The organism is Mycobacterium mantenii (assembly GCF_010731775.1).
GTDB classification, from domain to species: domain Bacteria; phylum Actinomycetota; class Actinomycetes; order Mycobacteriales; family Mycobacteriaceae; genus Mycobacterium; species Mycobacterium mantenii.
The window spans coordinates 821,572-834,635 of sequence record NZ_AP022590.1 but is presented as its reverse complement, the minus strand read 5'-3'; the positions used below and the strand labels follow the sequence as shown (position 1 = coordinate 834,635).

Here is a 13,064-nt window from a genome sequence, read left to right as displayed (position 1 = left end):
GCCGTCTCCCCGCCGCGAGCTGACGGGAGCGGGTGGCGGGTCTTCGGTAAATTGACTGTCGATCATGCAGACCCTGTCACCGTCTCCTGCGCCGGACGCCACCGCCGATCCGGACGGCGCGGGGATGCGTAAAACGGGGTCCCAGGGGTTCTATCGCTACGACCTGGACGGCCTGCGCGGCATCGCGATTGCTCTGGTCGCGGTGTTCCATATCTGGTTCGGCCGGGTCTCCGGCGGCGTGGACGTGTTCCTGGCGCTGTCCGGATTCTTCTTCGGCGGCAAGGTCATTCGCGCCGCCCTGAACCCGGGCGTGACGCTGTCGCCGGTGTCCGAGGTGATCCGGCTCATCCGACGGCTGGTTCCCGCCCTGGTCGTGGTGCTGGCCGGTTGCGCGGTGCTGACCATCCTGGTTCAGCCCGAGACGCGTTGGGAGACGTTCGCCGACCAGAGCCTGGCCAGCCTCGGCTACTACCAGAACTGGGAGCTGGCCAACACGGCGTCGGACTACCTGCGGGCGGGCGAGGCCGTCAGCCCGTTGCAGCACATCTGGTCGATGTCGGTGCAGGGCCAGTTCTACGTCAGCTTTTTGGTGTTGATCGCCGGCCTCGCCTACCTGTTCCGGCGCCCGCTGGGTGCCCGGCTGCGGACCTTGTTCCTGGGGGTGCTGACCGCGTTGACGGTGGCGTCGTTCGTCTACGCGATCATCGCGCACCAGCACAACCAGGCGGCCGCCTACTACGACAGCTTCGCGCGGGGCTGGGAGTTGTTGCTGGGCGCGCTGGTTGGCGCGCTGGTGACCCGCATCCACTGGCCCATGTGGTTGCGCACGGTGTTGGCCACGGTGGCGCTGGGCGCGGTGCTGTCCTGCGGGGCCCTGATCGACGGCGTGCAGCAGTTCCCCGGCCCGTGGGCCCTGGTGCCGGTCGGCGCCGCCATGCTGATGATCCTCGTCGGCGCCAACCTGCAGGGCGGTCGCGGCAGCGGTGACCGGTTGCCGCTGCCCAATCGGCTGTTGGCGACGCGCCCGCTGGTGGAGCTGGGCGCGATGGCGTACGCGCTATACCTGTGGCACTGGCCGTTGCTCATCTTTTGGCTGTCCTACAGCGGCCACAAGCACGCCAGCTTCGTCGAGGGCGCGGTGCTGCTGCTGGTGTCCGGGGTGCTGGCCTATCTGACCAACCGGCTCGTCGAGGATCCGCTGCGCTACCGCGCATCCTCGAAACCGGCGCCCGCGCCGACCGTTCCGCGGTTCACCCGCCTGGCCCGGCCGACGATGGCGCTGGGATCGGCCGTCGTGCTGCTGGGCGTGACGCTGACCGCGACCTCGTTCACCTGGCGTCAGCACGTCACGGTCCTGCGGTCGGCCGGCAAGGAACTCAGCGTCCTCAACCCGCAGGACTACCCCGGCGCGCGGGCCCTCACCGAACACGTGCGGGTGCCCGCGTTGCCCATGCGGCCCTCGGTCCTGGAGGTCAAGCAAGACCTGCCCGCCACGACCCGGGACGGGTGCATCAGTGACTTCGTCAACCCGACGGTGGTCAACTGCACCTACGGCGATGTGGCCGCCGACCGGACCGTCGCGCTGGCGGGTGGGTCACACGCCGAGCACTGGCTGCCCGCGCTGGACATCCTGGGCAAGCTGCACCACTTCAAGGTCGTGACGTACCTCAAGATGGGCTGCCCGCTGTCGACCGAGCAGGTCCCGCTGATCATGGGCAACAACGCCGCATACCCGCAGTGCCGGGAGTGGGTGGAGCAGACGATGACCAAACTGGTCACCGACCGGCCCGACTACGTCTTCACCACCACCACCCGGCCGTGGAACATCAAACCCGGGGACGTGATGCCCGCCACCTACATCGGGATCTGGCAAACGTTGTCCGACAACAACATTCCCATTCTCGGCATGCGGGACACGCCGTGGCTGGTGAAGAACGGCCAACCGTTCGACCCGGCGGACTGCCTTGCCAAACGGGGCGGCACCGCGCAGTCCTGCGCGATCAAGCGCTCCGACATGCTCTCCGACCGCAACCAGACGCTCGACTTCGTCGCGCAGTTCCCTCAGCTCAAGGTGCTCGACATGTCGGACGCGATCTGCCGCACCGACGTGTGCCGCCCGGTCGAGGGAAACATCCTGATCTATCACGGCGCCCATCACCTGACCCCCACCTACGTGCGGACCATGGCACCCGAATTGGGCCGCCAGATCGCCGAGGCCACCGGCTGGTGGTGACCCTTCTTACTACCTGACCGCTAACCCGCGTGAGCGCAACCGCTCGCGGATAAGGTCGATAGGTGTCAACCAACAGTCCCGCTTCAGCAGCAGGCGGTAACCACCAACCCAAGCTCGCCACCGTGTGGCCGGGAAACCCGTATCCACTGGGCGCCTCGTACGACGGCGCGGGAACCAACTTCTCGCTGTTCTCCGAAATCGCCGAGAAGGTCGAGCTGTGCCTGATCGACGGCCAAGGCAACGAGTCACGGATTCCCCTGGACGAGGTGGACGGCTTCGTCTGGCACGCCTATCTGCCCAACATCACCCCGGGCCAGCGCTACGGCTTTCGCGTCTACGGCCCCTTCGACCCGGCCGCCGGTCACCGCTGTGACCCCAGCAAGTTGTTGCTGGACCCGTACGGCAAGGCTTTTCATGGCGACTTCACCTTCAGCCAGGCGCTGTTCTCCTACGACATGAAGGCCGTCGACCCCGACGGGCCCAACGCCGATGGCGCCGACCCGGGGATTCCCCCGATGGTCGATTCGCTGGGCCACACCATGACCAGCGTGGTGAGCAACCCGTTCTTCGACTGGGGATCCGACCGCGCGCCGCTGACCCCCTATCACGAGACCGTCATCTACGAGGCGCACGTCAAGGGGATGACGCAAACCCATCCGGGCGTCCCAGGGGAGCTGCGGGGCACCTATGCCGGCCTGGCCCACCCGGTGATCATCGACCACCTCAAGTCGCTGCGGGTCACGGCCATCGAGCTGATGCCGGTGCACCAGTTCATGCACGATTCGCGGCTGCTGGACTTGGGCCTGCGAAACTACTGGGGCTACAACACTTTCGGGTTCTTCGCGCCGAACAACGAGTACGCCGCCAACCGCACGTCCAGCGTCGCCGAGTTCAAATCCATGGTGCGCAGCTTCCACGAAGCGGGCATCGAGGTGATCCTCGATGTGGTGTACAACCACACCGCCGAGGGCAACCACCTCGGCCCGACCATCAATTTCCGCGGCATCGACAACGCCGCGTACTACCGGCTCATGGACACCGACCTGCGGTTGTACAAGGACTACACCGGCACCGGCAACAGCCTGAACCCGCGCCACCCGCACGTGCTGCAGCTGATCATGGACTCGCTGCGCTACTGGGTGACCGAGATGCACGTGGACGGGTTCCGCTTCGACCTGGCCGCCACACTGGCCCGCGAACTGCACGACGTCGACCGATTGAGCGCGTTCTTCGATCTGGTGCAGCAGGATCCGATCGTCAGCCAGGTCAAATTGATCGCCGAACCCTGGGACGTCGGCGAGGGCGGCTACCAAGTCGGGAATTTCCCGGGTTTGTGGACCGAGTGGAACGGGAAGTATCGCGATACTGTGCGCGACTACTGGCGGGGCGAGCCCGCAACCCTGGGCGAGTTCGCTTCCCGGCTGACCGGGTCGTCGGACCTGTACGAGGTGACCGGTCGGCGTCCCAGCGCCAGCATCAACTTCGTCACCGCGCACGACGGGTTCACGCTCAACGACCTGGTGTCCTACAACGAGAAACACAACATGGCCAACGGGGAGGACAACCGGGATGGTGAAAGCCACAACCGATCGTGGAACTGTGGCGTCGAAGGCCCCACCGACGACCCCGACATCATCGAGCTGCGCTGCCGCCAGATGCGCAATTTCTGGGCGACCCTGATGCTCAGCCAGGGCACGCCGATGATCGCCCACGGTGACGAGTTCGGGCGCACGCAGAACGGCAACAACAACGTGTACTGCCAGGACTCCGAATTATCTTGGATGGATTGGTCTTTGGTTGACAAGAACGCCGACCTGCTGGCGTTCGCGCGCAAAGTGAGCACACTGCGCAGGCGGCATCCGGTGTTTCGTCGGCGCCGATTTTTCGAGGGCGAACCGATCCGAAGCGGCGACGAGGTGCGCGACATCGCCTGGTTGAATCCCAGTAGCCGCGAGATGACGCACGAGGACTGGGGCGAAAGCATCCACAAGTGCGTGGCGGTGTTCCTCAACGGCGACGCCATCACCGCGCCGAACGCCCGCGGCGAGCGGGTGGTCGACGACTCGTTCCTGTTGTGTTTCAACGCCGGTGAGGATCCGGTGCAGTTCGTGACGCCAAACAGCGACTATGCGAAAGAGTGGACCGTGGAACTGGACACCAACGAACCGACGGGTCGCAAAGAGGGGGCTGATCAGGTGGTGACCGCCGAAGAGAAGGTGTCACTGCCGTCACGCTCGCTGCTGGTCCTGCGTAAGACGCAGTGACGCATGGCCTTACCCGTCATCTCCACCTATCGGCTGCAACTGCGTGGTGAATCCAGTGGGTTCGCGTTCACCTTCGCCGACGCGGAAAACCTGTTGGACTACTTGAACGACTTCGGGGTGTCGCACCTGTACCTGTCCCCGATCATGACCGCGGCCGCCGGATCGAGTCACGGCTACGACGTCACCGACCCCACGACGGTCTCCCCCGAGATCGGCGGCGCCGACGGCCTGGCGCGGCTGTCGGCGGCGGCCCGAGAGCGCGGCATGGGGCTGGTCGTCGACATCGTGCCCAACCATGTGGGCATCGATGTGCCCCAGCAGAACCCGTGGTGGTGGGACGTGCTGCGCAACGGCCGTTCTTCGCCCTACGCAACGTATTTCGACATCGACTGGGACCTCGACGACGAGGGCCGCATCGTGCTGCCGGTGCTGGGCTCCGACGACGACGCCGCCGACCTCACCGTCGACGGGGACCTGTTGCGACTTGGCGATCTGGCGCTGCCGATCGCGCCCGGCACCGCGGGGGGCACCGGTCCCGAGGTGCACGACCGCCAGCACTACCGGCTGGTGGGCTGGCGAAACGGCGTGTGCGGCTACCGCCGCTTCTTCTCGATCACCTCGCTGGCCGGGTTGCGTCAGGAGGATCGCGCGGTCTTCGACGCCACCCACGCCGAAGTCGGCCGGTGGTTCGCCGAGGGACTCGTCGACGGCATCCGCATCGACCATCCCGACGGCCTGTCCGATCCGTGCGGGTACCTGGCCTGGCTGCGCGAGCTGACCGGTCCGGCGGCCTGGATCGTGATCGAGAAGATCCTGGCCGTCGACGAGGCGCTCGAGCCCACCCTGCCGGTCGACGGCACCACGGGTTATGACGCGTTGCGCGAAATCGGCGGCGTTCTGGTGGATCCGAAGGGCGCCCCCGCGCTGACCGCGCTGGTGGAATCCGCCGGGGTGGACTACCAGGCGATGCCGGAGATGCTGACGGAACTCAAGATTCGTTCGGCCACCGACACGCTGGTCAGCGAGCTGCGCAGGCTGCGCCGCAGCATCGTCGCGGCGGCCGGCGTCGATCACCCGCAGCTGCCCGAGGCAGTAGCCGCGCTGCTCACCCACATCGGGGTCTACCGCTGCGATTATCCCGGCCTGGTCGCGCTGCTGCCCACCGCGCTGGCCGAAACCGAGTCGGCCGCGCCGCAATTGGGTCCGGCGCTGCAGGTGCTGGCCGCGGCCCTGGCCCGCGGCGGGGAGCCGGCCACCCGGCTGCAGCAGCTCTGCGGGGCCGTCACCGCCAAGGCGGTCGAGGACTGCCTGTTCTACCGTGACGCCCGGCTGGTTTCGCTGAACGAGGTGGGCGGCGAGCCGCACCGCTTCGGTGTCGGTGCGGCCGAATTTCACCACAGTGCCGCCACTCGCGCCCGGCTGTGGTCGCAGACGATGACGACGCTGACCACTCATGACACCAAGCGCGGCGAGGACGTGCGGGCCCGGATCTCGGTGCTGTCGCAGGTGCCGTCGCTGTGGACCGAGTTCCTGGCCCGCTGGGAGATCGCCGCGCCCTCCCCCGATCCGGCAACCGGACAATTCCTGTGGCAGAATATCTTCGGCGTATGGCCGGTCGACGGCGAGGTCACCGCCGAGCTGCGCGACCGCCTGCACGGCTACACCGAGAAGGCCACCCGGGAAGCCGCCTGGCACACCTCGTGGAACGACCCGGACGCCGCGTTCGAGGAATCGGTGCACCGGTGGCTGGATACCGTGCTCGACGGCCCGGTCGCCGGCCAGCTGACCGAGCTTGTCGCCCAACTCAATCCGCATGCCGCCAGCGACTCGCTGGCCCAGAAGCTGCTGGCGCTGACGGTGCCCGGGATTCCGGATGTGTACCAGGGCACCGAACTGTGGGACGACAGCCTGGTCGACCCGGACAATCGCCGTGCCGTCGATTACGCCGCCCGGCGCGCCGCCCTGCGGGCGTTGGAACATCCGAAGATCCGGGTCGTCACCACGGCGCTGCGTGTGCGCCGTCAGCATCCGGACACCTTCCTGCACGGCGACTACGTCCCGGTACTGGCCAACGGCGATGCCAGCGATCACGTGCTGGCCTTCCGCCGGGGCGAGGACATCGTGGTGGCGGTGACCCGCTGGACGGTGCGACTAACCGAAAAAGGCTGGGGCAACACGGTTTTACCGCTCCCCAACGGGACCTGGAAGGACGCGCTCACCGGGGTGATCGCCGACGGTCCGACGTCGGCGGCCCAATTGTTCGCCGACCTGCCCGTCGTCCTGCTGGAGCGCCACCATGACTGAGTTCCGGGTCTGGGCACCCAAACCGGCGCTGGTTCGGCTCGACGTCGACGGCCGGGCGCACGCCATGACGCGCTCGGATGACGGCTGGTGGCACGCCACCGTGGACACCGGGCCGGACGCCCGCTACGGCTATCTGCTCGACGACGACCCCACAGTGTTGCCCGACCCGCGCTCGGCCCGTCAGCCCGAGGGTGTGCACGAGCGCTCGCAATTGTGGGATCCGGGCGCCGCGACGTGGACCGATTCGGCCTGGACCGGCCGCGCGGTCGAGGGCGCGGTGATCTACGAGCTGCACCCGGGTACGTTCACCGAGGCCGGCACCTTCGATTCCGCGATCGAGAAGCTGGACTATCTGGTCGATCTCGGCGTGGACTTCGTCGAGCTGATGCCGGTGAATTCCTTTGCCGGTACTCACGGTTGGGGATACGACGGTGTGCTGTGGTACAGCGTGCACGAGCCCTACGGTGGACCCGATGGCCTGGTGCGCTTCGTCGACGCCTGCCACGCCAAGGGTTTGGGCGTGCTGATCGACGCGGTCTTCAATCACCTCGGCCCGTCGGGCAACTACCTACCGCGATACGGGCCCTACCTGTCGTCGGCGAGCAACCCGTGGGGTGAAGGCATCAACATCGCCGACGCCGATTCCGACGAGGTGCGCCGCTACATCATCGGGTGCGCGCTGCGCTGGATGCGCGATTTCCATGCCGACGGCCTACGGCTGGACGCGGTCCACGCGCTGGTGGACACCACAGCGATCCACATCCTCGAGGAGCTGGCCACCGAAACGGATTGGCTGGCACAGCAGTTGGGGCGCCCGCTGTCGCTGATCGCCGAGAGCGACCTGAACGACCCTCGGCTGATCACCCCGCGCGATCGCGGTGGCTACGGTCTGACCGGGCAATGGGCCGACGACATTCATCACGCCATCCACACCGCGGTGTCCGGCGAGCGTCAGGGTTACTACGGCGACTTCGGCAGCCTGGCCACCCTGGCGCAGACGCTGCGCCACGGCTTCTTCCACGCCGCCACCTATTCGTCGTTCCGGCACCGCCGCCATGGGCGGCCGCTGGACACCAGCGAGAGATCCGGCATCCCCGCCACCCGGCTGGTGGCCTACACCTGCACGCACGATCAGGTCGGCAACCGGGCTCTGGGAGATCGCCCGTCGCAGAACCTGACCGGCGGCCAGCTGGCCATCAAGGCGGCGCTGGTGCTCGGATCTCCTTACACCACCATGCTTTTCATGGGCGAGGAATATTCGGCCTCGACCCCGTTCCAGTTCTTCAGCTCCCACCCCGAACCGGAACTGGCCCGGGCCACCGCCGAGGGGCGCAAGGCCGAGTTCGCCGAACACGGCTGGGACGCCAACGAGATCCCCGACCCGCAGGACCCCCGGACATTCGCGCGCTCCAAACTGAACTGGAGCGAGGTCGACACCGGCGAACACGCCCGGCTGCACCGCGTGTACCGCGATCTGATCGCGCTGCGCCGCGCCCACCCCGACATGGCCGATCCGTGGCTGGACCACCTCACGGTCGACTACGACGAGGACGAACGCTGGATCACCGTCTCGCGCGGCCGGTTACGCATCGTGTGCAACCTCGGCGCCGAGCCGGTGCGGATCCCGGTCAGCGGGGAGGTGGTGCTGGCCTGGGACGATCCGACGGTCGACGGCGACGGCACTGTGCTGCAAGGCCATTCGTTCGCCATCCTGTCGGCCTGAGCGGCCTGTGGATAACTGATTGGCGGCCCGACGGGCTTACCCCCGATGATGCCGACCATGAATCAATCTGAATTCGGTCACCCACTGCGGCGGATCTGCCTGCGCAAGCACGGTCGCCGCGCCGCGAACCCGGCGTCGGGCCCACGCACCGCGTGCCACGACCTGCCGCCGCATCCCAGCGTCGAGCTGTTGTGGCGCGGCCCGGGGCCGGGTACCGACGACGACGGCGCCTGAGCCGGCGGCTACACGATGGCCCGGCCGGCGGGGTGCACCGCCCGGGCGACCGCGTCGGCGAGCGGTTCGATCTCGTCGGGGGTCAGGTCGGAGATCGTGATGCGAATGCCGGCCGGCGTGTTCATCCGAAACCGGCTGCCCGGCGCCACCGCCCAGCCCGCGCCCAGCAGCCGGGAAACCGCGACCGCCTCGTCGGGAACCGGAACCCACACGTTGAGCCCGGAGCGCCCGTGCGCCGGCAGACCGCCTTCGGCCAGGGCGCCGCATAGCCGTTGACGACTGATGGCGTAGTGCCGCTCGGCCGTCGCGACCAGCTCGGCCGCCGCCCGGTCGGACCACAGGCCGACGGCGAGCCGCTGCAGGATGTGGCTCACCCAGCCCGGTCCGAGCCGCAACCGGCCGTGCACCCGCTCGACGGTGCGCTGGTCACCCGCGAGGACGGCCACCCGCAGATCCGCGCCGTAGGCCTTGGACGCCGAGCGCACGAACGCCCAATGGGTGGTGGCACCGGCCAGGGTGTGCAGCGACGCACCGGCAATGCCCGCGCAGTGGTCGTCTTCGACCAGCAGCAGATCGTCGGCCCGCCGCACCAGCAGCTCACGCAGCGCCTCGGCGCGATCCGCCGAAAGCGCTGCGCCCGTGGGGTTTTGCGCGCGGTTGGTGAGCACCAGCGCACGTACCCCGCTCCCCAGCGCCCTAGACAGGTCGGCGGTCAGCGGGCCGTCGTCGTCGACCCGCACTGGTACGGCCGAAAGCCCCAGTGCGGCAAGGAGATCGAGGAGATTGGCCCAGCCCGGATCCTCGACCGCGACGCGATCGCCCGGGCGCAGATGCGCGGTGAGCGCGCGTTCGATGCCGTCCAGCGCACCGCTGGTCACCGCCAGGTGATCGGCGGGGATCCCGTCCGCGGACAGCGCACGGCGGGCGAAGTCCCCCAGCGCCGGCGAAAGGGCGGGCTCGCCGTAGAGCACCGGCCGGCCCTCGCCCCACGCGGGCAGCGAGACGCGCGCGATGGGCAACATGTCCGCGCACGGGTTTCCGGTCGACAGGTCGCGGACGCCGGCGGGCACGTCGAGGCCGAGTAGCGAGCGCGGGGTGGTCGCCGGGCGCTGGCGCACCCGGGTGCCGCGCCGGCCGCCGGTTTCGACGGCCCCGCGGTGACGGAGCAGGCGGTAGGCCGCGGCCGCGGTGTTGGCGTTCACGCCGAGCTGGCCGGCCAGCTCCCGCACCGGCGGGAGCGCGTCACCGGGCTCCAGGGTGCCGGCCGAGATCGCCGCCTCGATGCTGGCGGCTATGGATTCCGCGCCCGTTCCGGTTATGCTGTTTTGTACTGGCACGCAACTGATTATGTTCTAGGACAAACTAAAGGGCAATTCCGATGGACACCGCATACCAGCCGACAGCACGCACCACCCCGACCCGCTACCGGGAGCGCGCTCGCTACGACCGCCGCGCCGTGCACGACATCCTCGACGAGGCGCTGATCTGCCATCTGGGATACCTCAACGCCGACCGGCCGGTGGTGTTGCCCACGACGCACGCCCGGCTCGACGAGACGCTCTACCTGCACGGTTCCACCGGCAGCGGCCCGCTGCTGGCGGCCAGGGCGGCCGAGGCATCGGGGGCGGGCCTTCCGGTCTGCGTCACCGTCACCCTGCTGGACGGCCTGGTGCTGGCACGGTCCGCGATGCACCACTCGGTCAACTTCCGCTCGGTCGTCGTGTTCGGTGAGGCGCGCGTCGTCGACGATCCGGCCGAGAAGTCACGGGGGCTGAACTGCCTGCTCGACCACATCGCGCCGGGGCGCGCCGCGGACTGCCGGGCCCCCGATGCCCGCGAGCTCGCCGCGACCGGGGTGCTCGCGCTCGACCTCGTCGAGGTCTCGGCGAAGGTGCGCAGCGGTCCCCCGGCCGACGATCCGGAGGACCTTCCGCTGCACCACTGGGCGGGCGTGGTGCCGCTGAGCCTGACGGCCGGAAGCCCGGTGCCGGCCGACGACCTGACTCCCGGCACTCCGGTGCCGGCGTACCTAGGGGAAAGCCGGCGCTGAACAACACGATGCTCACGGGGCATCGGGTCACCGGACGCCTGCACGCCGGGTGTTGTCCCACCAGGATCCAACGAGCATGACGGCGCCGGCCCAGGCCATGCCCAGCATCCAGCCGGACAGCACATCGCTGACGTAATGGACTCCCAGATAGACACGCGAGAACCCGACCACGGACGCCGCGCCGACCGCGATGGCCCACACCGTCACCCGTCCGGTCCACCAGGGGATCAGCCAGCGGGTCAACATCCACGCGGAGATGACCATGATCGCGGCGGTGCCCGTCGCGTGTCCCGAGGGAAACGAATAGCCGTCCGCGTCGACAAGGGCGAACGGCAGGGGCGGGCGGTTCCGGCCCACCAGGGCTTTGGCGGTGAAGAGCACCAGTGGAACTCCACCGCCACACACCACGGCGAGCACCACCGGCCGCCACGACCGGCACCGCCAGCCGGCCGCAACGGAAATCGGGAGGGCGAGCGTCACCAGAAACAGGGGCCCGCCCGCGACGGTGACCACCCGCAGGACCGTCGTCAGCCAGAGATCACGGTGGGTCGCAAGCCACCTGGTCATCGGGTGGTCGATGGCGGCGATGCCGTCGCCCTCGAGCACGTCATCGAGCACTTCGGTGAAGCCGACCGCCAGCGCCACGACCATGACCAGCCCGAAAAGCAGTGCGACACCGGCGACCTCGCTCGGGGGCAACCGACGGGCCAGTGCCCGCCCCCTGGCGCCGATCCGGTCGCGCACCCATGTCAGCACCTCGCCGATCACGGCGGCGTTGGACACCTTCTCCCAGAGCTCGCGTAACGGCCGGCCGCGCCGGGCAATCCAGATCGCCGCCGACGCGAGCAAGGCGAGCCAGGCCACCACCCCCGCGCTGACCAGGCCGAAACCGCCAGTGCCGGGTCCGTACGGCGGGTCCATGTATCGGGGCCCCGGGGTCTAGAGCAGCAGGTAGCGGTATGCCGGCGAGCCCGGTTTCAGGATCTCGACGTGCAACTCCGTCGCATGTATCCGGGCCAGCAGGCCGTCCAGGTCGGCCGAGGATCCCAACTGGATGCCGACCAGCGCCTCGCCGATCTCCCGGTTGTTGCGCTTGACGTACTCGAACAGGGTGATGTCGTCGTTCGGTCCGAGCACCGTGTCCAGGAAGCGGCGCAACGTGCCGGGCTCCTGCGGGAAGTCCACCAGGAAGTAGTGCTTGAGGCCGAGGTGGACCAGCGAACGCTCCAGCACCTCGCCGTAGCGCGACACGTCGTTGTTGCCGCCCGAAATCAGGCAGATCACCGTCGAACCGGGCTCAAGGTCGGTGTCCAGCAAGCCGGTGACCGCCAGCGCGCCGGCGGGCTCGGCGATGATGCCCTCGTTCTGATAGAGCTCGAGCATCGCGGTGCACACCGCTCCCTCGTCGACCGCGGTGATCGAGACCATGTCGCCGGCGGCCGCCAGTGCGGCGTAGGTCAGGTTTCCGGCGCGGCGCACCGCGGCGCCGTCGACGAACTGGTCGACGTGGTCGAGCGTCACCGGCTCCCCCGCGGCCAGCGCGGCCATCATCGCCGCGGCGCCGGCCGGCTCGATGCCCAGCACCGAGGTGTTGTTCGTCCGCTCGGCGAGATAGGTGGTGATGCCGGCGATGCAGCCGCCGCCGCCCACCGGGACCACCACCAGATCCGGCTCGGTATCGAGCTGATCGAGCAGTTCGACGGCGATGGTGCCCTGGCCCGCAATGGTGCGAGGATCGTCATAGGGCGGTACCAGGGTGGCGCCGGTGCTTTCCGCGTCGGCCAGTGCCGCCTCGGCGGCGAGGTCGTAGGTGCTGCCGCCGACGATCAGGTCGATGAAGTCGCCGCCGTGGTAGCGGATCCGGTCGCGCTTCTGCATGGGCGTCTTGGCCGGCACATAGACGCGGCCGTGTACCTGCAGCGTCCGGCATGCGTAGGCGAAACCCTGCGCATGATTGCCCGCCGACGAGCACACCACGCCGGCGGCCAGCTCCGCCTCGGACAGCTGGACCAGCAGGTTGTAGGCGCCGCGCAGCTTGTAGGAGCGCACGATCTGCAGGTCCTCGCGCTTGAGGTAGACCTGCGCGCCGGTGATCGCCGACAATCGGTCACTGAACTGCAATGGGGTCGGCGTGACCACCGTTGCGATCCGCTTGGCCGCGCTGTCGATGTCAGCCGCGGATACCGGCGCGACGGTCGGGCTCTGGCTCAATTCGGCGGACACTGATCAATGGTGCCACGACAGCCGGTCAACTCC

Annotated in this window: 9 protein-coding genes; 6 read left to right on the top strand and 3 right to left on the bottom strand. The window is 68.5% G+C overall.

Annotated features, from left to right (window positions below):
- Positions 1-64: 64 nt before the first annotated feature.
- The 5 genes from G6N50_RS03995 (at position 65) to G6N50_RS28795 (ending at position 8,758) form a co-directional block, all read left to right on the top strand.
- On the top strand, positions 65-2,233 hold the full coding sequence (locus G6N50_RS03995; protein WP_083094125.1) for an acyltransferase family protein: 2,169 nt from the start codon (positions 65-67) through the stop codon (positions 2,231-2,233).
- A 62-nt stretch (positions 2,234-2,295) separates the two neighbouring features.
- Complete coding sequence (glgX, locus tag G6N50_RS03990; RefSeq protein WP_083094126.1) at positions 2,296-4,497, top strand: glycogen debranching protein GlgX; 2,202 nt, start codon at positions 2,296-2,298, stop codon at positions 4,495-4,497.
- A 3-nt stretch (positions 4,498-4,500) separates the two neighbouring features.
- A complete protein-coding gene (gene treY, locus G6N50_RS03985) occupies positions 4,501-6,801 on the top strand; it encodes a malto-oligosyltrehalose synthase (protein ID WP_083094127.1) in 2,301 nt (766 codons plus the stop codon).
- Positions 6,794-8,524: a malto-oligosyltrehalose trehalohydrolase gene (gene treZ, locus G6N50_RS03980; RefSeq protein ID WP_083094128.1), complete on the top strand. Its 1,731-nt coding sequence runs from the start codon at positions 6,794-6,796 to the stop codon at positions 8,522-8,524. Before treY ends, treZ begins: the two co-directional genes overlap by 8 nt.
- A 57-nt stretch (positions 8,525-8,581) precedes the next feature.
- Entirely contained in the window at positions 8,582-8,758 is a 177-nt protein-coding gene (locus tag G6N50_RS28795; RefSeq protein WP_169926944.1) for a hypothetical protein, read from the top strand.
- Between the two features lie 8 nt (positions 8,759-8,766).
- Here the strand turns inward: G6N50_RS28795 and G6N50_RS03975 are convergent, their stop codons facing one another.
- Complete coding sequence (locus G6N50_RS03975; RefSeq protein ID WP_083094130.1) at positions 8,767-10,095, bottom strand: aminotransferase class I/II-fold pyridoxal phosphate-dependent enzyme; 1,329 nt, start codon at positions 10,093-10,095, stop codon at positions 8,767-8,769.
- A 41-nt stretch (positions 10,096-10,136) separates the two neighbouring features.
- Here G6N50_RS03975 and G6N50_RS03970 point away from each other — a divergent pair, with 41 nt between their 5' ends.
- Positions 10,137-10,808 carry a pyridoxamine 5'-phosphate oxidase family protein gene (locus tag G6N50_RS03970; RefSeq protein ID WP_083094131.1) on the top strand — a complete coding sequence of 224 codons (672 nt, stop codon included), beginning with the start codon at positions 10,137-10,139 and terminating at the stop codon, positions 10,806-10,808.
- A 27-nt stretch (positions 10,809-10,835) separates the two neighbouring features.
- Here the strand turns inward: G6N50_RS03970 and G6N50_RS03965 are convergent, their stop codons facing one another.
- Positions 10,836-11,729 carry a phosphatase PAP2 family protein gene (locus G6N50_RS03965; protein ID WP_083094132.1) on the bottom strand — a complete coding sequence of 298 codons (894 nt, stop codon included), beginning with the start codon at positions 11,727-11,729 and terminating at the stop codon, positions 10,836-10,838.
- Positions 11,730-11,747: 18 nt separating this feature from the next.
- Positions 11,748-13,031, bottom strand: coding sequence for a threonine ammonia-lyase (gene ilvA / locus G6N50_RS03960; RefSeq protein WP_083094133.1), 1,284 nt, complete (start codon positions 13,029-13,031; stop codon positions 11,748-11,750).
- Between the last annotated feature and the right edge of the window lie 33 nt (positions 13,032-13,064).

Coding starts and splice junctions, on each gene's coding strand:
- treZ (WP_083094128.1), top strand. CDS start 6,794: ATGACTGAGTTCCGGGTCTGGGCACCCAAACCGGCGCTGGTTCGGCTC.
- G6N50_RS03995 (WP_083094125.1), top strand. CDS start 65: ATGCAGACCCTGTCACCGTCTCCTGCGCCGGACGCCACCGCCGATCCG.
- G6N50_RS03965 (WP_083094132.1), bottom strand. CDS start 11,729: ATGGACCCGCCGTACGGACCCGGCACTGGCGGTTTCGGCCTGGTCAGC.
- G6N50_RS03970 (WP_083094131.1), top strand. CDS start 10,137: ATGGACACCGCATACCAGCCGACAGCACGCACCACCCCGACCCGCTAC.
- treY (WP_083094127.1), top strand. CDS start 4,501: ATGGCCTTACCCGTCATCTCCACCTATCGGCTGCAACTGCGTGGTGAA.
- G6N50_RS28795 (WP_169926944.1), top strand. CDS start 8,582: ATGAATCAATCTGAATTCGGTCACCCACTGCGGCGGATCTGCCTGCGC.